Consider the following 20,251-nt stretch of genomic DNA (forward strand, 5'->3'; position numbering starts at 1 on the left):
GCTCAGCCGCCGTCGGCCGCGACGATCTCCTGCAGGGCGCGGACGTGGCCCCGGTAGGCCTGCTTGCCGTCGGCGGTCAGCGCCAGCCAGAGACGGCTGCGGGAATCACGGACCCCCTTTTCCTGAGTGACGTAACCGGCGTCTGCGAGCTGGGTCAGGTGCTTGCTGAGTGCCGACTTCGAGATGTCCAGCTTCTGCTGCAGCGCCCCGAACTCGACCTTCTGGGCGGCGCTGAGCATCGCGCAGATGCGCAGCCGGTGCGGGGCGTGGATGACCTCGTCGAAGGCCGGCGTCTCAGTCGCCATGCCCGTGCTCCTGGACCCCGTACTCCGGGACCCCGTACTCCTGGACGTAGCGGAAGCCGGTGACGAGGACGGCGCCCGCGGTGACGGCGGCACCGGGGAACCAGATCCACCAGGCGCCGGTGGTCCCGTCGACGAGCCAGCACACCGCGAAGGTCCCCAGGACGACGGTCAGGTACGGGACCATGTCGGTGAACGTGACCGACGCGCCGGTGACCCCGTCGGCGTTGAACCAGTAGCGATGGGCGAGCAGGCCCATGAGCACCACCAGGGGGAGCACCACGATGGCCGCCGTCCTGGGCGGAAGCAGCTGCGCGAGGGTGACCCCCGCGACCACGGCGGCCCCCACGACGAAGAACCACCGGGGGATCGGCGGGTACCGGACGGCGTCCTCGTCCTTCCCGAGCTGAGCGAGGGTCTCCCGGGCTTCCTGAGGTGACGGCGATCCACCGTTCGAAGTTTCCATGAAGGAAACAGTAGGGCAGGGTTTCCCCTATGGCAACACTCGGGCTGGGGGCGGCGCGACGGCGACCCTGCCAGCCATTGACTTAGTCAGACTTAGCTAGGAATCATGTCTGAGTGACCAGGACCGTGAACGTGCACGAGGCCAAGACGCACCTGTCCCGGCTGCTGGAGGCGGTCGAGGCGGGGGAGGACGTCGTCATCGCTCGTGCCGGCAAGCCGGTCGCCCGACTGGTCGCCGCCGGAGCACGCACCGATCGGCGCGTGCCGGGCTCCTTGCGAGGGCGGATCCGGATCGCCGACGACTTCGACGAGACGCCGGAGGCGGTGCTCGCCGCGTTCCGCGGTGACGCCGGCCCGTGACGCTGCTGCTCGACACCCACGCGCTGCTCTGGTGGCTGGCCGACGACCCTCGGCTCACCGTGACCATGCGGGAGGCGATCGCGGAGCCGGGGGCTGCCGTTGCGGTGTCGGCCGTGTCGGCGTGGGAGATCGCGATCAAGTCGGCGCTGGGCAAGCTGGACCTGCCGGAGGGGCTGGCCGACGAACTGCACCGCCAGGGGTTCGACGAGCTGCCGGTCACCGTCGAGGACGGGCTGGCCGCCGGAGCGCTGCCGCGCCACCACGATGATCCGTTCGACCGGATGCTCATCGCCCAGGCGGCACGCCGACGACTGGTCGTGGTGACGGCCGACCGTCGTTTCGCCGACTACGGCGTCCTGGTGCTCGGGTAGGGGGCGTCAGCCCCGACTAGTTGACATAACGTCGATTATCGGCGCTATGGATACAGGTGGCGGAAGGGGTTGTCGATCTTGTCGACTGTCCCTGGCGCCGCGGCGACATGCGCGCACGTCGCCGCACGAGTGAGCTGGCGCCGTCCGCGTGAGCGAGCGTCGTCCGCCACGTCGCTGCCTCGACCGCGCGGTTCGTGCCACCTCGGCTCGGCGGCCGCCCGTCACGCGCTGGGCCGGCCGGCGTCCATGGTCGGACGGGTTGCTCGGCAGGTGTCGCTCCCCCGAAGTTGATCTTCACTGGATCGACCATGATCATCACGACCACCCCGGCCCTCGATCCGCCGTGCCGACATCGTGCCCTCGGAAGGTCGGATCCCGTCGGGCCGGCCACGTCCCCCGACCCGGCCACACCACCGTTAATACGTCACTGTGACGTAAGCAGTGTGGTGTCGGTCGTTCGACGGGCGGCTGGCGGTCGGCGTTCGTAGGGTCGAGGCATGAGAATCCGACGACCGTTCGCCGCACTGATGACTTCGCTGACACTGTTCGGTGGAGCCGCCACGCTGACCGCCTGCGGTGACCCGGCCGGAACGGACCGGAGCGACGGATCGACCGACGAGACGGTCCAGACGGTCGACCCGGAGGACGCTGATCGGGACAACTTCCCGGACGTCAGCGACCCGGAGGTCGGGCAGAACCTCGACGAGGACACCCAGGACCCGGACTGACCCCGGAGCTCAGCTGGAGCGCTCGGTGACCCAGAGCCGGTCGAGCCGACCCGTCGAGTGGACGAGGTCGGCCAGCGAGCGCTCCAGCTCGGCCTTCGTCGGGCGCTCCTGCAGCATCGTCTGGACGTCCTCGAGAGCGCAGCGCAGTTGGTACAACCGGTCCTGCAACCCGTCGAGCTCGGCCCGGGAGACCAGGACGACGTCGCCCGGCAGGCCGGCCTTCGCCGTCGCCGAGCGCTGTTCGTAGGCGCGCTGGCGGCACGCCTGGCCGCAGTACAGCCGGGGCCGCCCCACCGAGCCCTGCTGAGGGAGGACCCGCCGGCACCAGCCGCACCGCCGCTGCTCGCCGCTCCCCCGGCTGGGGAGGGGTGCGACGGGGACGGAGGTCAGACTGCCGGACGCGTGCTGCTGTGCCACGTCTGCGCACGGTAGACGTCACCACCGACAGCTTCGGGTGACACGCCAGGACGGCGAGCGGAAGGGGCCTGCGATGGAGGAACGGACCGCCGAGGACCTCTCCCCGGTCTTCGACTCGTTCAGCGAGGAGGGGCTGCGCGCCGCCGGCAGCCTGAAGTGGACCCGGTACGGCACGGCGACCGGCGCCTTCGTGGCCGAGATGGACTTCGGGACGGCGCCGGCCGTCACGGAGACGCTGCACGCCGCCGTGGACGCCGGCCGGTTGGGCTACCTGACCCCGGAGGCCGCCGCGGACATGGCCCGGGCGTGCGCGCGGTGGCAGGCCGACCGCTACGGGTGGACGGTGCCCGCCGAGTGGGTGACCCCGCTGGCCGACGTGCTGGCCGGTCTCCAGGCGGCGATCGAGCACTTCACCCCGCCGGGGAGCCCGGTCGTCCTGCCCACGCCGGCCTACATGCCGTTCCTGCAGGTGCCCGGCCTGCTCGGGCGGGAGATCCTCGAGGTGCCGATGGTGCGCCGCGACGGCCGGGCGACCTACGACCTGGACGGGATCGCCCGGGCGCTGGCGGCGGGTGGCCACCTGGTCGTGCACTGCAACCCGCACAACCCGCTGGGCCGGGTGTTCTCGGCCGAGGAGCAGCTGGCGCTCGCCGACGTCGTCGAGCGTGCGGGCGGGCGGGTGTTCGCCGACGAGATCCACGCGCCCCTCGTGCTGCCCGGCGCCGTCCACCGGCCCTACGCCTCCCTCTCCCCCGTCACGGCAGGGCACACCGTCACCGCCACGTCGGCGTCGAAGGCCTGGAACCTGCCGGGCCTCAAGGCCGCGCAGCTGATCCTGAGCAGCGAGGCCGACGCGGACCACTGGGCCGGGGTGGGCTTCCTCGCCGGTCACGGTGCCTCGACGCCGGGGGTGCTGGCGGCGACCGCCGCGTACGACCGGGGCCGGGGGTGGCTCGACTCCGTCCTCGGCTACCTCGACGGCAACCGCCGGCTGCTGGTGGACCGGCTGGCCGAGCGTGTGCCCGGCATCGGGTTCGACCCGCCGGAGGGCACCTACCTGGCCTGGCTCGACTGCCGGGACCTCGGGCTCCCGGGGCCGCCGGGCGGGTTCTTCCTCGAGCACGCCGGCGTCGCACTCGTCGAGGGCACGGAGTGCGGTGCCCCCGGAGCCGGCCACGTGCGGCTGAACTTCGCGACGCCCCGCCCGGTGCTGACCGCCCTGGTGGACCGGATGGTCGCGGCTCTCCCCGACCCGAACAGGGGCCCGCACGGGCCCGCGGGGCTGCCACTAGCGTGAACGCGTGCCTGCCGCGCGGTTCGCCTACCTCGACGCGCCGACGCCGTTGGCCATGGCGCACCGGGGCGGCGCCATCGAGCACCTGGAGAACACCATGCCCGCCTTCGAGGCGTGCGTGGAGCTGGGCTATCGCTACCTGGAGACCGACGTCCAGGTGACCGCCGACGGCGTGCTCATCGCCTTCCACGACCCGACGCTGGAGCGGGTGACCGACCACAGCGGGCGGATCGACTCCCTCACGTGGGCGCAGATCTCCGAGGCCCGGATCGGTGGCCGCGCGCCGATCGTGCGGCTGGAGGACCTGCTCGGCGCGTGGCCCGACGTCCGCTTCAACCTGGACATCAAGGGCGCGGGCGTGCTGGCTCCGCTCGTCCGGCTGGTGCGGAGCATGCAGGTCGCCGACCGGATCTGCCTCGGCTCGTTCTCCGACGCCCGGGTCGCGGCCGCCCGGCGGCTGTTCGGCCCGACCGTGTGCACCTCCCTGGGGCCCCGGGGGGTGGCGGCGCTGCGCCTGTCGTCCTACTCACCCCGGGCGGCCGGGCTGGTGCGCATCTCGGCCGGCTGCGCCCAGGTGCCCCTCCAGCTCGGCGGGCGCGCCCTGGTCGACGAGCGGTTCATCGCCGCCGCGCACGCCCGGGACCTGCAGGTGCACGTGTGGACCGTCGACGACCCCGCCGAGGCCGAGGCGATGCTCGACCTCGGGGTCGACGGGATCATGACCGACCGGCCGGCCATGCTGCGCGAGGTGCTGGAGAAGCGCGGCCAGTGGGCGCCGCGGTGAGCCGGCTGCGCGACTGGCGGCCGCGCACGCCTCCCCTGCCGGAGGACCTCGCACAGCTGGTCCGACCGGATGACCCCGAGTGGTTCGCCCGGGAGCTCGCCATCGCCATGGCGCCGCCCTGGTGGTTCTGGCAGTTCCTGCTGCGCCGGTTCTCCTGGCTGGTGAGCCTCTTCGGCCGGATCGAGGTCACCGGGACCATCCCCGAGGAGCTGCGCCGGGGGCCGCTGCTGCTGGCCGCCAACCACATCGGCGACTTCGACCCGGCCGTCGTCGCCGTCGCGCTGCACCGGCTCGGGGTCACGCCGCGGTTCATGGCGACCGGCGGGATCATCTCGGCGCCGGTCGCCGGCCCGCTGCTCGAGCGGGCCGGCACCATCCGCGTCGAGCGCGGCACCGAGCTGGCCCGGCAGGCGGTGCGGGTGACCGAGGTGGCTCTCGTCCACGGCGGTCACGTCGTCGCCTATCCCGAGGGCCGGGTGGGCCTGGCGCCGGACCTCTGGCCCGAGCGGGGCCGCACCGGCATGGCCCGTCTCGCGCTCGGCCTGCGGGTGCCGGTCATCCCGGTCAGCCAGTGGGGGGCCCACGAGGTGCTGCAGTACGGCAACGACCGGGGCAAGCTGCGAACCGCCGTCCGTGCGGTGTTCCGCCGCCCGGCGCTGCGCGTGCACGTCGGCCCGCCCGTGCACTTCGACGACCTCGCGATGGGCCGCGTCGGTGACGCCAACCGGGCCCGCACGCGCATCGCCGCAGCGCTGACCCGGGGCCTGCGGCAGCTGCGCGCCGGCGAGCTCGACGCCCCGGCCTTCGTGGACCCGACGCGCCCGACGACCGCCGTCGCCGCCTTCCCCGGCGGGATCGTCCCGGAGGACATCCCGTGACCGCACGGTGCCGGTGCTGGACCGGCCACGACCGGACTGGAACCCTGCCGCGGTGACCACTGCCCCGTCCACGGCCGGCCCCGCCGTGCTCCCCGCCGACCGCGCCCTGAAGCGCGAGCGGTTCGGCTGGTACTCCTACGACTGGGCGATGTCGGTCTTCAACACCTCGGTGACGACCGTCTTCCTCGGCCCCTACCTGACCGCGATCGCGCGGGATGCCGCCGGCCCGGACGAGCGGTTGTCGTTCCTCGGCCTGTCGATCGCGGCCGGCAGCTGGTTCTCCTACGTGCTCTCGGCGTCGGTGGTCCTGCAGGTGCTCGTGCTGCCGCTGACCGGTGCGGTGGCCGACCGCACCGGCCGCAAGCGGGAGATGCTCGCCGGCTTCGCCGCCCTGGGGGCGCTGGCCACGACCGCGCTCTTCTTCGCCGGGGACGGTCGGTGGCTGCTGGCAGCGGCGCTGTTCGTCGTCGCCAACATCGCCTTCGGTGCCGCGACCGTCGTCTACTACTCGTGGTTGCCCGACCTGGCCGGGCCGGACGAGCGCGACCTGGTCTCCAGCCGGGGCTGGGCCTTCGGCTACGTCGGCGGGGCCCTCCTGCTCGCCGTCCACCTCGGGCTCGTGGTCGCCGCCGAGGACCTCGGGCTGACCACCGGTGAGGCGGTGCGGATCTGCCTGGCCACCGCCGGGCTGTGGTGGGGCGCCTTCACCCTGTTCTCGGTGTCCCGGCTGCGCAACCGCCCGGTCGCCGCGTCCGCGAGGCGGTCGGGCAGCAGCTTCCGGCAGCTGGCCACGACGTTCCGGGAGATGCGCGCCTTCCCGCTGACGCTGTGGTTCCTCGGGGCCTACCTGCTGTTCAACGACGGCGTCCAGACCGTCATCTCGCTGTCCGCCGTCTACGCCACCGAGGAGCTCGACCTCGCCCAGGACGTGCTCACCGGCGCCATCCTGATGGTCCAGGTGGTGGCGATCTTCGGCGCCCTGGGGCTCGGCCGCCTGGCCGGGCGCTACGGGGCCAGGCGGGTGGTCCTGGGCGCCCTCGTGGCCTGGATCGGTGTGCTGTTCGCCGCGTTCTTCCTGCAGACCGGGGCGGTGGCGCAGTTCTACGCCCTCGCCGCGGTCATCGGCCTCGTGCAGGGCGGCACCCAGGCGCTCTCCCGGTCGCTGTTCAGCCAGCTCATCCCGGCGGGCAAGGAGGCCGAGTACTACGGCTTCTACGAGATCAGCGACCGCGGCACCAGCTGGCTCGGCCCGCTGGCCTTCGGCCTGACCTACCAGCTGACCGGCTCCTACCGGCTGGCGATCGTCAGCCTTGTCGTCTTCTTCGTGGGCGGGTTCATCGCCCTGGCGGCCCTGCCGATCCGGCGCGCGGTCCTGGCCGCCGGGAACACGCCGCCGGAGCGGCTGTGAGCCCCGGATCCGGCTCATCGGGTCCGGGAGAAGGCCGCTCCCCCGTCCTGCCGGCGCCGTCGTCCGTGCCGGCCTCGGGAGACCGCCGGCGGCACCCCGCGCCGGCGCACCTGCGCTTCTTCCACGGCCCCATGGACTGCGGGAAGTCCACCCTCGCGCTGCAGGTCGACCACAACCACAGCCGGCAGGGCCGGTACGGGATGCTGGTGACCCAGGGCGACCGGTCGGCCGCTCCGCAGATCAGCTCGCGGGTCGGCCTGAGCCGGGCGGCGGTCGAGATCGACGGCGGCACCGACCTGCGGCTGCTGGTCCGCGATCGGTGGGCCGCCGGGCACCGCGTGGACTACCTGATCGTCGACGAGGCGCAGTTCCTGTCGCCCGACCAGGTCGACCAGCTCGCGGAGCTCGCCGACGAGTCCCACGTCGACGTGTACGCATTCGGGCTGACCACCGACTTCCGGGCGCGGCTGTTCCCCGGCACCCGGCGGCTGCTGGAGGTGGCCGACGACGTCCAGCGCATCCAGGTCGAGGTGCTGTGCTGGTGCGGCCTGCCCGGGCTGCTCAACGCCCGCGTGGTCGACGGGGTGATGGTCCGCTCCGGGGAGACCGTCGTGGTCGCCGACACCGCGCCGCCCGAGCTGCCCGGCGAGGTCGCCGGCTCCTCCCCCGCCGTCCGGTACCAGGTGCTGTGCCGGCGGCACTACGTCCGCGGCGAGCTGGGCCCCACGGCCGCCGGACCGGGGCAGCTGGCCCTGCCGGGGGCGGCCTCCTCACCCGTGCGGGGGGCGGGCGAGCCCGGGAACTGACCCCATGCGATGATGAACAGCCGATTCGGCGGAATCTCTCCGCCTTTTCCGTCGTTCATCTCTCTGACTCCACGATGACTGGGTACTGCCCGGGCACCGGACGTCGAGTCCCCGACCGACACAAGCACGAGAGGACGGTGTGCCATGGGCGAGCGTTCCCTGCGCGGCAGCCGACTGGGCAGCGTCAGCTACGAGACCGAGCGGAACACCGCGCCGATCGAGCGGCAGTACGCCGAGTACCGGTGCCCCTCGGGGCACCTGTTCACGGTGCCGTTCGCCGACGACGCCGAGCTCCCCGACACCTGGGAGTGCAAGTTCGACGGCTCCGGGGCGAAGCTGGTCGGGGGCACCGAGCCGACTCCCAAGAAGGTGAAGCCCCCGCGGACCCACTGGGACATGCTGCTCGAGCGCCGCAGCGTCGAGGACCTCGAGGAGGTCCTCGCCGAGCGCCTCGAGGTGCTCCGCGGCCGGCGTACCCGCGCCAGCTGACCCCAGCACGACCGCGAACGGCCCCGGTGGAGCGATCCACCGGGGCCGTTCCGCGTCCGGGGGCTCCGGTCGCGGCAGTCAGCTGCGGCTGTCGGGGTCCCGGAGGACCTCCCCCTCGATGACCAGCGGCCGATCCGCGCCGTCCGGGTCGACCGGCGCGGCACGGGTGCTGCCCACGCGCACCGGGCCGCGCATGTGGTCGGGCAGCCGGGCGAGCACCACGCGCATCAGGGCACGGCGCACCAGGCCGCGGGTGCCCGGCAGCAGGCACAGCAGCCCGAGCAGGTCACCGAGGAACCCGGGCAGCACCATGAGCAGGCCGCCGACGGCGACCAGCCCGGCGTCCCCGAGCTCCCGCCCCGCGCGCTCGTGCGACCGGGCCCGTTCCCGCAGGTCGGCGAGCGCCCGCCGGCCCTGCCGGGCCAGCAGCACCCAGCCCAGCGCGCTGGTGACCAGGGTCGCCACGATCGTCCAGCCCAGGCCGATCCAGGCGGCCACCAGGACGAAGACGACCAGCTCCGCCAGTGCGGTCAGCCCGACCACCACGCGCAGCCGTCGGCGCACCACGTCAGCCACGACGGTTCCTCCTCCCGGTTGCCCGGCTCGTGCTCGCCCGGCGGCGGTCCCGCCGGGCGCGGGTCACGGTCCGGAGTCCCCGGCCGCACCGGCCGCCGGTGGACGCACGCGGCCCGGCAGCCAGTCGGCCAGCCGGTCCTGCACGCCCCACACCGTCACCCGGGCCCACGCCTCCCTAACGATCGAACCGCTCATCTTGCTCCGGCCGTGGGCGCGTTCGGTGAAGGTGATCGGCACCTCGGTGATCCGGGCGCCGGATCGCAGCGCCCGCCAGGCCCAGTCGACCTGGAAGCAGTAGCCCGCGCTGGCGACCTCGTCGAAGGGCAGCCGGTCGATCAGCTCGGCCCGCGCGGCCCGGAACCCGCCGGTCGCGTCCTGCAGCGGCAGGCGCAGCACCCACCGGGTGTACCGGTTCCCCAGGCGGGACAGCAGGAGCCGGTGGACCGGCCAGTCCTCCACCCGGCCGCCGTCGACGTACCGGGAGCCGAGCACCAGGTCGGCGTCGGCCAGCGCGGCCAGCAGGTCGGGGAGCTGCTCGGGGGCGTGCGAGCCGTCGGCGTCCATCTCCACCAGCACGTCGTAGCCGCGTTCCCGCGCCCAGCCGAACCCGGCGACGTAGGCGCGCCCCAGGCCGGCCTTGGCGGTGCGGTGCAGCACGTGGACGCGCGGGTCGGCCGCGGCCAGCCGGTCGGCGAGCTCGCCCGTGCCGTCGGGCGACCCGTCGTCCACGACCAGGGCGTGCGCCTCGGGCACGCTGGCGTGCAGCCGCTCGAGGATCCGCTCGAGGTTCTCCACCTCGTCGTAGGTCGGGATGACGACCAGTACGCGCTCGCTCACGCTGCCGCCCTCCACCGACGCCGGCCCAGACCGAGGACGACCGCGCCCAGCCCCAGCGCGGTCAGGACCCACTCCGGTGCCGGGCCGAGCCGCTGGGCCACCGTGCGGTCGTCGCGCTGGGCGATCTCCTCGACGAAGACGTCGGGCTCGAACAGCTCCGACGACCGGACGACGGTGCCGTCGGGGGCGACGACGGCGGAGATGCCGCTGGTCGCCGCGACGGCGACGGTGCGGCCGTACTCGACCGCGCGCACCCGGCTCAACGCCAGCTGCTGGGCGCTCTCGTCGGTGTAGCCGAAGGTCGCGTTGTTGGTCTGGACGACGAGCATGCCCGCTCCGCCGTCGACGACGTCGCGCACCAGCCCGTCGTAGACCACCTCGAAGCAGATGAGATCCCCCAGCCGGATGCCGCCGATGTCGAGCAGGCCCACCTCGTCGCCCGCGGCGAAGTCCCGTCCGACCAGGTCGACCTTCTCGCTGAAGAGGCGGAAGAAGTCGCGCGCCGGGATGTACTCGGCGAAGGGCACGGGGTGGCGCTTGACGTAGGTGTCGCCGGGGCCGTCCTCGGGCGTCCAGACGATCGCGGTGTTGCTCACGAACTCCCCCGGGCCCTCCACGACCGCACCGACGAGCACCGGTGCACCCACCGCGTCGGCTGCGCGCTGGATCTGCGCGGCGGCGTCGTCGTTGCGGTAGGGATCGATGTCCGAGCTGTTCTCCGGCCACAGCACGACGTCGGGCTGCGCGCGCCGGCCCGCGGCGACGTCGGCGGCCAGCCGCAGCGTCTGCTGGACGTGGTTGTCGAGCACCGCCCGGCGTTGCGCGTTGAAGTCCAGCCCGGCACGGGGCACGTCCCCCTGGATCACCGCGACGGTGGCGGTCTCCCCGCCGGCGGTCAGGGAGCCGCCGGCCAGCGGCAGCCAGGCGAGGCCTCCCACCAGCGGTACCGCCAGTGCGGCGGCGACCGTCCGCAGCGCCCGTCGGGAGGCGGTGCGCCGCTCCCCCGCCGGGCCGTCCGCGGCCCGCCACGCCCGCGTTGCGGCTAGGACGGCGGCGGCCAGCAGGGTGCCGGTGAGAGCGACGGCGAAGCTGACCAGCGGCACCCCGCCGTAGGCGGCGAGGGCCAGCAGCGGGCCGTCGGTCTGGGAGAAGCCCAGGCGACCCCACGGGAAGCCGCCGTAGGGGAAGCGGCCGCGGACGGCCTCGTCGGCCACCCAGAGCGCCGCGGCCCAGAGCGGCCAGAGCGGCAGCCGGGTGACCACGGCGGTGAGGCCGCCCAGGAGCGCGACGAACAACGCCTGGCTGACGGCCAGGGCCAGCCACGGGAACGAGCCGACGTAGACGCCGGTCCAGGACAGCAGCGGCACGAAGAACGCCAGCCCGGTGACCAGGCCGAGCCACAGGCCGGCGCGCACGCGCTGCCCGTGCACGGCCAGCGCCAGGGCGGCGGGTCCGCCGACGGCCAGCACGAAGAGGTCGTGGCCCGGGAACGCGAGGAACATCGACAGCCCACCGGCCGCGGCCAGCAGCGTGCGCCACGGCAGGCGGGAACGGTCGGAGGGGCTCGGGGGCTGCGCCGGCTGCCCGGGTGCTCCCGGGCCGGCCGGACGCGGCAGCGTGCCCGTCACCGGCCCGCCATCGCCTGCGGGCACGCAGCGCCTCCCCGGGTGCAGCCGCCCGACGGGCGGATCCTCCCCGCACCGCTCGGACGGGGTCCGGACCGCGGCGTGCGCGCGCGGTCCTGACCCAGCATCCCATTCCGGCCCGGCGGGCGAGCGGGCGTACGCCGCCAGCGCCCGGCCGGGCTCCGGACTCCCCGGCCGGGACGCGCCGGCGGCAGCCCTCCGCGGGCGGCGCACCTTCGGGCCGGACGGCCGGTCGCTGGCGGCGAGCGGCGCGACCGTTGTCTGATGGCGCGGGTCCACGGAGGCTCCGCCGGGATGCCCGCGCCGCGTCCTCCGGCGGGCCCGCCGCTCCCCCTCGGCCTGGCGGCGTGCCGGCGGGAGCCGGTCCACGCCGGCCGGGGGGACCGGGCGTGCCCGAGGAGGAAGCGCGCTGCGGTGCTTCCGGTCAGGAACTGCAGGGACTGTAAGAACCGCGGCCCGGCGAATCGAGACCCGGGAGGGCTCCGAGTCGCACTGTGATCGGATCGTTACTGATCGTTGTAGGACCGGAGGTGCGGCGGCGCTCACACCGCAGGGCTGATCGGCTCGCCGGCGACCAGGAGCAGCCGGCAGTCCGGTCGTCCGCGGTCGGCCAGGACCCGGGAGAGCCCCCCGTCCGTCGCCCACAGCGCGAGGTCCGCGGGCGCGCCGACGGCGAGCGGGCCGCCCGGGTGCTCCCCGCGCGCGGCGTACCAGCCGCCGTGCGTCGCGGCGTCGAAGGCGTCGAACGGCCGCAGCCCGGCTCCCGGGGTCCGGTGGTCCACCGCCGCGTGCACCCCGCCCCAGGGGTCCAGGGGGGTCACCGGGGCGTCGCTGCCGAGGGCGAGCGCCACGCCGGCGTCGGCGAGCTCGGCGAGCGGGTTGGTGGCCAGTGCCCGCTCCCGGCCCAGCCGATCGGCGTACATCCCGGTCTCCCCGCCCCAGGCCGCATCGAACGCCGGCTGCACGCTGGCCACCACGTGCCAGTCCCGCATCCGGTCGACGACCGCGGCCGTGGGCATCTCCAGGTGCTCCAGCCGGTGCCGGCAGGCGCGGACGGCGGAGACGCCGAGCTCGGCGACCACGGCCCCGACGGCGTCGAGGACCTGGTCGACGGCGGCGTCGCCGATGACGTGGAACCCCGCCTGGATCCCCGCGACGGTGCAGGCACGGAGGTGCTCGACCAGCGCGGCCGTCTCGAACCGGAGCGCCCCCGAGGTCTCCGGCCGGTCGGTGTAGGGGGCGCTCAGCGCGGCCGTGTGCGAGCCGAGGGCGCCGTCGCAGAACAGGTCTCCCCCGGCGCCGGCGAGCCCGAGCTCGCGCACCAGGTCCAGCCCGCCCCGCTCCGACAGCTCGCCCCAGTACCCGAGGACGCGCGGCCCGGGGACCGCCGCGGCCAGCCCCAGCAGCTCCCTGAGGTCGTCGGCCGACGAGACCTCCGGCCCGGCCATCTCGTGGAGGCTGCCGATGCCGGCTGCCGCCGCGGCGGCGCGGGTGGCCTGCTGGGCGGCGCGACGCTGGGCCGTGCCGACGGCGCCGTAGGCGGCCCGGCGGGCGGCGTGGTGCGCGTCCAGCCGCAGCCGCCCGTCGGCCGAGAAGCCGGGCAACGCGGCGATCCCGGGGATGCGGTCGAGCAGCGCGGTCGAGACCGTCGCGGAGTGGACGTCCACCCGGGCCAGGTAGACCGGCCGGTCCCCGGCCACCGCATCGAGATCGGCCCGGGTCAGCCCCCGGTGCTCCGGCCAGCCGGTCTCGTCCCAGCCGGTGCCCAGCACGATGCCGTCCGGTGTCGTTGCCACGTGCGCCCGGATGGACGACACGGCGTGCGCGAGGCTCGGGCTCGAGTGGAGGTCGAGACCCGTGAGCGCCAGGCCGGTGGCGGTGGCGTGGACGTGCGCGTCGACGAAGGCAGGGGTCAGCAGGGCGCCCTCCCCCGAAATCACCCGGTCCGCCGGTGGTGCGCCGACGGCGTCGCCGGTCCACGCGATCCGGCCGTCGACGACGAGCAGCGACCGTCCGGGGCGGTCGCCCACGCGGACGTCGGTGACCAGCACCCTCATGCCGGCACCCGGGTGCCCCGCTCGATCCGCACGGTCGCCGCCACCTCTCCGTTCTCCGGCACCGACCCGCTGGCGGCGCCGGGAGTAGCAGACCACGAGGCCGGCGGCGGCCTCCTCCAGGTGTCGCCGGCGCCCCGGCGGTGCAGTGACTGCAACCAGGCGCGCACGACTGCAGTGGCGACCGGTCCGGGTGGCCGGAGCCCCGCCCCGGCGGTAGGCAGGACCGATGGCGGCGGTGGCGGAGGAGCTGCGGACCGCGCGGCTGCGCCTCCGGCCCTGGACCACCGGGCCGGCCGACCTCGCGCGGCTGACCGACATGTACGGCCGCCCCGAGGTGACCCGCTGGCTGGGGGGCGCGCCCTCGGTGCCACCCACCGAACTGGTCGCCCGCTGGGCGGCGGTCCACCGGCTCGACGACCGCTTCCTGTGCTGGGCCGTCGAGCGGCCCGACGGCACCCCGGCCGGCACGGTCCTGCTCAAGCCGCTGCCGAACGGGGTCGGCGAGGTGGAAGTGGGCTGGCACCTCCATCCGGACTCCTGGGGGCACGGCTACGCCACGGAGGCGGCGCGGGCGGTCATCGACCGCGGGTTCGCCCTGGGGCTGCCGGAGGTCTACGCCGTGGTGCGTCCGGGGAACGCGCCGTCGATGGCCGTCTGCCGACGGCTGGGGATGACGTCGCTCGGGCGCATGCGCCGCTGGTACGACGTCGACCTGGAGGCGTTCCGGCTCATGGCCCCGCCCGTCGTGGAGTGATCCACGCAGGTCACCGCTTGCGGCGCAGGAACCGGGTGACGCGCCGGACCGGCGAGGGCCGCCGGGCCTTGATGGCCCGCCCGGCGGCGCGCGCCGAGTCGGCGGCGGCCGCCTCGGCGGGCGTCGGGGCGGTGCCGCCCAGGTGGGCCGGCTGCCACCAGCGGTCGTCGTCGCCGGCCGGCTGGTCGGGGTAGCTGCGCTGCGCCTCGTCCAGCAGCGCCTCGATGGCCGTCCTGGTCCGCGCCAGCAGCGCCGGGATCTTCTCCCCCGGCTCGGCCGTGATCGGCTCCCCCAGCACGACTGTGACGGGGATTCCGCGGCGCCACTGCACCGGGCGGTTCCGCGTGGCCACCCGGTGCCCGCCCCACACCGCGGCCGGGATGATCGGCACCCCGGAGTCGATGGCCATGCGCGCCACACCCGCCTTGAGGTCCTTCACGGTGAAGCTCGTGGTCATCGTCGCCTCGGGGAAGACCCCGACGACCTCGCCGTCCTTGAGTGCCCGCACCGCCGCCTCGAAGGCCGCCGAGCCGGCCTTCCGGTCGACCGGGATGTGCTTCATCGCGCGCATGAACGGGCCGGCGAACCAGTTGTCGAACACCGCGGACTTGGCCATGAACCGGACCAGCCGGTGCTGCGGGAGGGCGCCGAGGCCGAGAAAGGTGAAGTCGAAGTAGCTGACGTGGTTGCTGGCGATGATCGCGCCGCCGGTGGGCGGGACGTGCTCCGCGCCGCGGACGTCGAACCGGAAGCGGAACAGCCGGAAGACCACCAGCGTGAGCCGGATGACGAACCGGTAGGGCTTGTCCCGGGGGTCGGGCGAGGCGCCGAACAGCCCCGGGCGGACGACGTCGCGCCAGCTCGCGGTGTACATGGCCGGAATCTAGCGGCTGCCCCCGGCGACCGCCCGGGCGGCGTCCTCACCGGCCGTGACGTCGACGGCGGCCCGGACCACGGCGGCGAGGCTCCCGGTCTCGCGGTGGACGCGCCGCTGGAGGTCGGCACCCGTACCCCGGGACAGCAGGGCGTCCAGCCCGTCCCGGATGGGCGCCTCGTCACCGGCGTCGGCGAGGGCGGCGCGGACGTGGCCGAGGAGATCGCCGAGCACGTCGGCCGCACGCGCGGGCCGGCCGGTGTGCGGGTGCACCAGGTCGCCGGACAGGCCGGACCGGCCGGCCCGCCAGGTGGCGAGCCGCAGGACCTCTGCCCGCATCTCCGGAGGCGCGACCCCGGCCCGGGCCTCGCGCGCGGCGGTCTCCACCAGGCCGCGCACCAGACCGGCCAGCGTGACGGCGTCCTCGACGTGCAGCGCCACGTCGGCGGTGCGGACCTCGACGGTGGGCCAGGTGGCCGACAGCCGGGCGTCGAAGTAGACCATCCCGGTGTCCAGCACCGTGCCGGTGGCGAGCACCGCGTCCACGACCGCGTGGTAGTCGGCGGCGTCGGCGAAGGGGCCGTTCGGCCCCGCGGAGGGCCAGCGGTGCCACACCTCCGACCGGTAGCTGGCGTACGAGCTGTCCCGGCCCTGCCAGAACGGCGAGTTGGCGGTGATCGCCGTGAGCACCGGGAGCCACACGCGGATGCGGTTGAGGACCGCCACGCCCTCCTCGTCGTCGGCCACCGAGACGTGCACGTGGCAGCCGCAGGTGAGGACCTCCTCGGCCGTCCGCCCGAAGGTGTCCACCAGCTGCTCGTACCGCTCCCCCTCCGTGGGCACCGGTTCGACGGCGACCGGCGAGGTGGCCAGGGCCGCGACGCGCGCACCGACGGCGCCGGCGGCGGCGTCGGCCCGGTCCCGCCAGTGGCGCAGCTGGTCGTGCACCTCGCCGAGCGTCGAGCACACGGGGGTGCCGAGCTCGAGCTGCTGGGCCTTCAGCTCCGGCATCAGCCGGGCGGTGTCCGGGACGCCGGTCTCCTCGCCGCGCTCGGCCCGGTCGTGCTGCTCGACGTCCTCCCCCTCGCCGCGGTGCGCCGCGACCGTCAGGGCCTCGGGCGCCTGCGGTACGGGAATCCCGTCCGCATCGACCACGAGCAGCTCTTCCTCGACACCCACCGTCCGCACCGCTCCATGATCCGGACACCGGCGACGGTGCGCAGGGTCAGCATGTGTGCGGCTCACCCGGCCGGGCGGCGCTCGGCGGGCGACAGGCGGCCGGTCGCCCGTTCGGGTCCCCGGGTTGGTGCGGCGGCGCCCGGAGGGCGACGTGATGCTGGTCTCGACAGGTGACCACAACGATAAGTCGTATTGTTGTTGGGGATAACGGTAGTATTCGGGGATGCCACGTGCATGGCAGCAGCCACTGCCCGACATGCCCGCCCCTCCCCCGGCACGCGCCTGGGCGCGCTGGTCCCCGCCGCCGGGGTACGAGGCGCAGTGGCGGCGGCTGGTCGACGCCGCCCTCGAGCTGGACCTGGGCCCCGACGACCTGGCGTCCGGCGGGCTCGACGAGCTGGCCGCCGCGCGGGAGTGGAAGCCGGCCACCGTGGCCCTGTACAGCAAGGTCGCCCGGTACGGGGGGCTCGCCCTCCCGCTCCCCCGCACCCCGGAGCCCGATCCCCCGCGGCTGGACCTCCGCCCCCTCACCCAGGTCCGCGGCGACGATCCGGAGCACCTCCGCTCGGTGGCCTGGTGCGCACTGGCCCTGGGCTGGCCGGCGCCCGTCGGCGTGTTCCGTTCGCTGCGCCGCGACCAGGTGCGCGTGACCACCCGGCGACTGCTCCTGTCCACCGACGACGGCGAGTGGGCGGTTCCCGGGGCGCTGACCGCCTGGCACGCGTGGGAGTCCGTGCGCGGGCGGTATCCCGCGCTGGCCACCAGTGCCTGGGTGCTCCCGGCGCTGCGCCGCGGACCCGGTCTGGACTCCCGCATCGGTGGCCGGCTGTCCAACCAGGCCCTGCAGGCCACCTTCACCAAGCACGTGCGGACCACGATCGGGCACCTGCGGGCGACGACACCGCCGTCCCGCCGCGACCACGTCGAGGAGCTCGCCGCCGCGTACCGGTCGCTCTCCTACGACTCCTACCGCCGGCTCGCCCTGGCCGACGGCGCCCCGCCGGTGGGGCGGCGGGGCGTGGTCCGCGCGAGCCGGGCGGTGGCGCGGGCCTCCCGGCTGGCCGGCTGAGCTCCGCTCACAGCAGCGTCAGCTGCTCGGCGGGCGCGGCGGCACCGTGGCCGGCCGGGGCCGGCCCGCCGGCGGGCGCGGGCGCGGTGCCGGGCAGCCCCGCTGAGGGCAGGCTCCCGGTGGGGAAACCGACCTCCTCGTCCCCGGGCACGCCGTCGGCGGTCGCTCCGTCCAGCCCGCGTGCCGCGCCCCCGGAGCGCCGGTCGAGCCCGTGGCGGGCGAGCAGTGGCGCGACCCGCCGTGCCAGCCACGTCCGGTACTCGGCCGGCACGTAGGCCCGGCGGGCGTAGAGCTGCTCGTAACGCGGCAGCAGGTCCGGGTGCGACCGGGCCAGCCAGGCCATGAACCACTCCCGGGCGCCGGGGCGCAGGTGCAGCGGGATGACCGTCACCCCGGCCGCGCCGGCGGCAGCGATCGCCCCGAGGGCGGCGTCGAGGTGCTCCACCGAGTCGGTGAGGCCGGGCAGCACGGGCGCGAGGAAGACGCCGCAGGGCAGGCCGGCCTCGGCGAGCGCGCGCACCAGGTCGAGCCGGGCGCGCGGCGTCGGCACCCCGGGTTCCAGTCCGGCGTGCAGGTCGTCGTCCCAGATGGCCAGGGAGACGCCGAGCCCGAGCGGCACGTCGCGGGCCGCGGCCGCCAGCAATGGCACGTCCCGCCGCAGCAGGGTGCCTTTCGTCAGGACGGAGAACGGCGTGCCCGACCGTGCCAGCGCCCCGATGACGCCGGGCATGAGCCGGTACCGGCCCTCTGCCCGCTGGTAGGGGTCGGTGTTCGTGCCCAGGGCGACGTGCTCCCGCTGCCAGGACGGGCGGGCCAGCTCCCGTTGCAGCACCTCGACCAAATTGGTCTTCACCACCACCTGGCTGTCGAAGTCCCGGCCCGAGTCGAGCTCCAGCCACTCGTGCGTCCGGCGGGCGTAGCAGTAGACACACGAATGACTGCATCCACGGTAGGGGTTGATGGTCCACGGGAACGGCATGGCGGATTCACCGGGCACGCGGTTCAGCGCGCTCTTCGACCGCACCTCGTGGAACGTGAGGCCGGGGAACTCCGGCACCTGCACGCTGCGCAGCAGACCCCGGATGCTCGGCATGCCGGGCAGCGCCCCGGGCTCGTCCAGGTCCAGCCGCTGCGCGTCCCACCGCATGCCCTCATCCGAACACACGTTCGAACGCGTGTCCAGCGGGTCAGATGAGCGGGCGCGCCTCGTAGGAGGTCGACAGCACCACCGTGGTCCGGGTGCTCACGTTCGCGGTGGACCGGATCTCCTTGAGCAGGTTCTCCAGCGCGTCGGGCGAGGCGACCCGCACCTTGAGGATGTAGCTCTCCACGCCGGCGACCGCGTGGCACTCCTCGATGGCGTCCAGGTGGGCCAGCAGGGACGGCGCGTCGTCGGTCTGCGCGTCGGTCGGGGTGATCGACACGAACGCCGTCAGCGGCAGCCCGATCTGCGGGGCGTCCAGCGTCGCGCGGTACCCGGTGATCAGCCCCCGCTGCTCGAGCCGGCGCACCCGCTGGTGCACCGCTGAGACCGACAGGCCCACCCGTTCGGCGAGCTCGGTGAAGCTCGCGCGGCCGTCCCGGGCCAGTGCCGCCAGCAGGGCGCGGTCGACGTCGACCGCGGTCGCCCCGGCCTCAGCCGGGGAGTTCGACGAGCTCACGGGAACCGTTGTTGAGGACGCGGACGCCGTCGTCGGTGCAGACCACGATGTCCTCGATGCGGGCCCCGTGGCGGCCGGGCAGGTAGATGCCCGGCTCCACGGAGAAGGCCATGCCGGGCTCGAGGGGCAGCTCGTTGCCGGCGACGATGTAGGGCGCCTCGTGCGAGTCCAGACCGATGCCGTGACCGGTGCGGTGGATGAAGTACTCCCCCCAGCCGGCGTCGGCGATCACCTCGCGGGCCGCAGCGTCGATCTGCTCGGCCGTGACGCCCGGCCGCACCGCCGCCGTCGCGGCCTGCTGGGCCGCGTGCAGCACGGCGTACCACTCGGCGACCTCGGCGTCGGGCGTGCCGTCGACGACGTAGGTGCGGGTGCAGTCCGAGCGGTAGCCGGTGGCGGTCTCCCCGCCGATGTCGATCACGACCAGGTCGCCGGCGGCGATCACCCGGTCGGAGAGCTCGTGGTGCGGGCTGGCGCCGTTGGGCCCGGACCCGACGATGGTGAAGTCCACGCCGACGTGCCCCTCGGCGAGGATCGCGGCGGCGATGTCGGCTCCCACCTGGGCCTCCGTGCGCCCGACGGTCAGCCACTCCCCCATGCGGGCGTGCACCCGGTCGATGGCGGCACCGGCCAGCGCGAGCTCCTCGACCTCGGCCGGGGTCTTGACCATGCGCAGCCGGTCGACGACCGGCGACGCCAGTTCCAGAGCGGAGCCGGGCAGCGCCCGCTGCACACCGAGCGCGTGCTCGGCCCAGGTGCGCGAGCCCACGGCGACCCGCGCCGGAGCCGAGCCCAGCCGCTCGGTGGCGGCGGCGGCGAGCAGGGCGAACGGGTCGTCGGTCTCGTCCCAGGCCAGCAGCTCCAGCCCGAGGGCACCGGCCGGGCTCACGTCCACCATGGGCGCCTCCAGCCGCGGCACGACGAGGAAGGGCTCGCCCGACCGCGGAACGGCGAGCGCGGTCAGCCGCTCCATCGCGTGGGCGGCGTACCCGCAGAGGTACCGCAGGTCGGCGCCCGGGGTGAGCACGAGCAGGTCGACGCCCAGTTGCCCGGCGACCGCCCGTGCGGCGTGCACCCGGTCGATGGTCACGAGCGGGCCGGTTCCGGCCGGAGTCGTCACGGTTCCCACGAGCGCAGACTAACCACGGGGACCGTCGTTTCCCGCAATCGTTGCCAGACCGCTACCGTCCGCCGTCGTGGAGCAGTTCCGGAGGTCCCGCAGGAGCACGGCACCGTCGACGGCGCGGAGGGCGGATCGCCGCCCGTCCACCGGGGACGGGGGTGCGGCCGCGTGAC

Annotated in this window: 23 protein-coding genes; 11 read left to right on the plus strand and 12 right to left on the minus strand. The window is 74.8% G+C overall.

Annotated features, from left to right (window positions below; genetic code table 11):
• Positions 1 to 2: 2 nt before the first annotated feature.
• Together ACI79T_RS12470 and ACI79T_RS12475 are read right to left on the minus strand one after the other, a co-directional pair.
• Positions 3 to 305 carry a transcriptional regulator gene (locus tag ACI79T_RS12470; protein WP_456610382.1) on the minus strand — a complete coding sequence of 101 codons (303 nt, stop codon included), beginning with the start codon at positions 303 to 305 and terminating at the stop codon, positions 3 to 5.
• Entirely contained in the window at positions 295 to 768 is a 474-nt protein-coding gene (locus tag ACI79T_RS12475) for a hypothetical protein (RefSeq protein WP_456610383.1), read from the minus strand. Before ACI79T_RS12475 ends, ACI79T_RS12470 begins: the two co-directional genes overlap by 11 nt.
• 113 nt (positions 769 to 881) lie before the next feature.
• Between ACI79T_RS12475 and ACI79T_RS12480 the strand changes: the two genes are divergently transcribed.
• From ACI79T_RS12480 to ACI79T_RS12490, 3 genes are all read left to right on the plus strand, one after another.
• A complete protein-coding gene (locus ACI79T_RS12480; RefSeq protein ID WP_456610384.1) occupies positions 882 to 1,127 on the plus strand; it encodes a type II toxin-antitoxin system Phd/YefM family antitoxin in 246 nt (81 codons plus the stop codon).
• Positions 1,124 to 1,498, plus strand: a complete 375-nt coding sequence (locus ACI79T_RS12485) for a type II toxin-antitoxin system VapC family toxin (protein ID WP_456610385.1) — start codon at positions 1,124 to 1,126, stop codon at positions 1,496 to 1,498. The genes ACI79T_RS12480 and ACI79T_RS12485 overlap by 4 nt, the downstream gene beginning before the upstream one ends.
• Positions 1,499 to 1,995: 497 nt before the next feature.
• Positions 1,996 to 2,226 (plus strand): hypothetical protein, encoded by a 231-nt coding sequence (locus ACI79T_RS12490; protein WP_456610386.1) that lies wholly within the window; start codon positions 1,996 to 1,998, stop codon positions 2,224 to 2,226.
• A 9-nt stretch (positions 2,227 to 2,235) separates the two neighbouring features.
• Here ACI79T_RS12490 and ACI79T_RS12495 read toward each other — a convergent pair whose 3' ends face one another.
• On the minus strand, positions 2,236 to 2,643 hold the full coding sequence (locus ACI79T_RS12495) for a hypothetical protein (RefSeq protein WP_456610387.1): 408 nt from the start codon (positions 2,641 to 2,643) through the stop codon (positions 2,236 to 2,238).
• Between the two features lie 73 nt (positions 2,644 to 2,716).
• On the opposite strand from ACI79T_RS12495, the gene ACI79T_RS12500 reads away from it, so the two are divergent.
• The 6 genes from ACI79T_RS12500 to ACI79T_RS12525 all read left to right on the plus strand — a co-directional run bounded on the left by ACI79T_RS12500 (position 2,717) and on the right by ACI79T_RS12525 (position 8,302).
• Entirely contained in the window at positions 2,717 to 3,940 is a 1,224-nt protein-coding gene (locus ACI79T_RS12500) for a MalY/PatB family protein (RefSeq protein ID WP_456610388.1), read from the plus strand.
• Between the two features lie 4 nt (positions 3,941 to 3,944).
• The gene (locus ACI79T_RS12505) at positions 3,945 to 4,721 is read left to right on the plus strand and encodes a glycerophosphodiester phosphodiesterase (RefSeq protein WP_456610389.1); all 777 of its coding nucleotides are present in this window, start codon (positions 3,945 to 3,947) and stop codon (positions 4,719 to 4,721) included.
• The gene (locus tag ACI79T_RS12510) at positions 4,706 to 5,599 is read left to right on the plus strand and encodes a lysophospholipid acyltransferase family protein (RefSeq protein WP_456610390.1); all 894 of its coding nucleotides are present in this window, start codon (positions 4,706 to 4,708) and stop codon (positions 5,597 to 5,599) included. The genes ACI79T_RS12505 and ACI79T_RS12510 overlap by 16 nt, the downstream gene beginning before the upstream one ends.
• 52 nt (positions 5,600 to 5,651) lie before the next feature.
• Complete coding sequence (locus ACI79T_RS12515) at positions 5,652 to 7,007, plus strand: MFS transporter (RefSeq protein ID WP_456610391.1); 1,356 nt, start codon at positions 5,652 to 5,654, stop codon at positions 7,005 to 7,007.
• Positions 7,008 to 7,072: 65 nt separating this feature from the next.
• Positions 7,073 to 7,813 (plus strand): thymidine kinase, encoded by a 741-nt coding sequence (locus tag ACI79T_RS12520; protein WP_456610392.1) that lies wholly within the window; start codon positions 7,073 to 7,075, stop codon positions 7,811 to 7,813.
• Positions 7,814 to 7,957: 144 nt separating this feature from the next.
• Complete coding sequence (locus ACI79T_RS12525) at positions 7,958 to 8,302, plus strand: RNA polymerase-binding protein RbpA (protein WP_456610393.1); 345 nt, start codon at positions 7,958 to 7,960, stop codon at positions 8,300 to 8,302.
• Positions 8,303 to 8,380: 78 nt separating this feature from the next.
• Here ACI79T_RS12525 and ACI79T_RS12530 read toward each other — a convergent pair whose 3' ends face one another.
• From ACI79T_RS12530 to ACI79T_RS12545, 4 genes are all read right to left on the minus strand, one after another.
• The gene (locus ACI79T_RS12530) at positions 8,381 to 8,878 is read right to left on the minus strand and encodes an FxsA family protein (protein WP_456610394.1); all 498 of its coding nucleotides are present in this window, start codon (positions 8,876 to 8,878) and stop codon (positions 8,381 to 8,383) included.
• A 63-nt stretch (positions 8,879 to 8,941) separates the two neighbouring features.
• Positions 8,942 to 9,715 carry a polyprenol monophosphomannose synthase gene (locus ACI79T_RS12535; protein WP_456610395.1) on the minus strand — a complete coding sequence of 258 codons (774 nt, stop codon included), beginning with the start codon at positions 9,713 to 9,715 and terminating at the stop codon, positions 8,942 to 8,944.
• A complete protein-coding gene (lnt, locus tag ACI79T_RS12540) occupies positions 9,712 to 11,367 on the minus strand; it encodes an apolipoprotein N-acyltransferase (protein WP_456610396.1) in 1,656 nt (551 codons plus the stop codon). Before lnt ends, ACI79T_RS12535 begins: the two co-directional genes overlap by 4 nt.
• 536 nt (positions 11,368 to 11,903) lie before the next feature.
• Entirely contained in the window at positions 11,904 to 13,418 is a 1,515-nt protein-coding gene (locus ACI79T_RS12545) for an amidohydrolase (protein WP_456610397.1), read from the minus strand.
• Between the two features lie 226 nt (positions 13,419 to 13,644).
• On the opposite strand from ACI79T_RS12545, the gene ACI79T_RS12550 reads away from it, so the two are divergent.
• Entirely contained in the window at positions 13,645 to 14,172 is a 528-nt protein-coding gene (locus tag ACI79T_RS12550; RefSeq protein ID WP_456610398.1) for a GNAT family N-acetyltransferase, read from the plus strand.
• Positions 14,173 to 14,182: 10 nt separating this feature from the next.
• Here the strand turns inward: ACI79T_RS12550 and ACI79T_RS12555 are convergent, their stop codons facing one another.
• Together ACI79T_RS12555 and ACI79T_RS12560 are read right to left on the minus strand one after the other, a co-directional pair.
• Positions 14,183 to 15,046: a lysophospholipid acyltransferase family protein gene (locus ACI79T_RS12555; protein ID WP_456610399.1), complete on the minus strand. Its 864-nt coding sequence runs from the start codon at positions 15,044 to 15,046 to the stop codon at positions 14,183 to 14,185.
• A gap of 9 nt (positions 15,047 to 15,055) precedes the next feature.
• A complete protein-coding gene (locus ACI79T_RS12560) occupies positions 15,056 to 16,234 on the minus strand; it encodes a carboxylate-amine ligase (protein ID WP_456610400.1) in 1,179 nt (392 codons plus the stop codon).
• A gap of 214 nt (positions 16,235 to 16,448) precedes the next feature.
• On the opposite strand from ACI79T_RS12560, the gene ACI79T_RS12565 reads away from it, so the two are divergent.
• Positions 16,449 to 17,294 (plus strand): hypothetical protein, encoded by an 846-nt coding sequence (locus ACI79T_RS12565; RefSeq protein ID WP_456610401.1) that lies wholly within the window; start codon positions 16,449 to 16,451, stop codon positions 17,292 to 17,294.
• A gap of 7 nt (positions 17,295 to 17,301) precedes the next feature.
• Here the strand turns inward: ACI79T_RS12565 and ACI79T_RS12570 are convergent, their stop codons facing one another.
• The 3 genes from ACI79T_RS12570 to ACI79T_RS12580 are packed head-to-tail and all read right to left on the minus strand — an operon-like array spanning position 17,302 to position 20,084.
• Positions 17,302 to 18,441 carry an Rv2578c family radical SAM protein gene (locus ACI79T_RS12570; RefSeq protein ID WP_456610402.1) on the minus strand — a complete coding sequence of 380 codons (1,140 nt, stop codon included), beginning with the start codon at positions 18,439 to 18,441 and terminating at the stop codon, positions 17,302 to 17,304.
• A 40-nt stretch (positions 18,442 to 18,481) separates the two neighbouring features.
• Positions 18,482 to 18,955: an Lrp/AsnC family transcriptional regulator gene (locus ACI79T_RS12575; RefSeq protein WP_456610403.1), complete on the minus strand. Its 474-nt coding sequence runs from the start codon at positions 18,953 to 18,955 to the stop codon at positions 18,482 to 18,484.
• The gene (locus ACI79T_RS12580) at positions 18,930 to 20,084 is read right to left on the minus strand and encodes a M24 family metallopeptidase (protein ID WP_456610404.1); all 1,155 of its coding nucleotides are present in this window, start codon (positions 20,082 to 20,084) and stop codon (positions 18,930 to 18,932) included. The genes ACI79T_RS12575 and ACI79T_RS12580 overlap by 26 nt, the downstream gene beginning before the upstream one ends.
• Positions 20,085 to 20,251: the final 167 nt, after the last annotated feature.

This window comes from Blastococcus sp. SYSU DS0619 (assembly GCF_054051035.1).

Coding starts and splice junctions, on each gene's coding strand:
- ACI79T_RS12550 (WP_456610398.1), top strand. CDS start 13,645: ATGGCGGCGGTGGCGGAGGAGCTGCGGACCGCGCGGCTGCGCCTCCGG.
- ACI79T_RS12525 (WP_456610393.1), top strand. CDS start 7,958: ATGGGCGAGCGTTCCCTGCGCGGCAGCCGACTGGGCAGCGTCAGCTAC.
- ACI79T_RS12500 (WP_456610388.1), top strand. CDS start 2,717: ATGGAGGAACGGACCGCCGAGGACCTCTCCCCGGTCTTCGACTCGTTC.
- ACI79T_RS12470 (WP_456610382.1), bottom strand. CDS start 305: ATGGCGACTGAGACGCCGGCCTTCGACGAGGTCATCCACGCCCCGCAC.
- ACI79T_RS12545 (WP_456610397.1), bottom strand. CDS start 13,418: ATGAGGGTGCTGGTCACCGACGTCCGCGTGGGCGACCGCCCCGGACGG.
- ACI79T_RS12570 (WP_456610402.1), bottom strand. CDS start 18,441: ATGCGGTGGGACGCGCAGCGGCTGGACCTGGACGAGCCCGGGGCGCTG.
- ACI79T_RS12490 (WP_456610386.1), top strand. CDS start 1,996: ATGAGAATCCGACGACCGTTCGCCGCACTGATGACTTCGCTGACACTG.
- ACI79T_RS12565 (WP_456610401.1), top strand. CDS start 16,449: ATGCCACGTGCATGGCAGCAGCCACTGCCCGACATGCCCGCCCCTCCC.
- ACI79T_RS12555 (WP_456610399.1), bottom strand. CDS start 15,046: ATGTACACCGCGAGCTGGCGCGACGTCGTCCGCCCGGGGCTGTTCGGC.
- ACI79T_RS12475 (WP_456610383.1), bottom strand. CDS start 768: ATGGAAACTTCGAACGGTGGATCGCCGTCACCTCAGGAAGCCCGGGAG.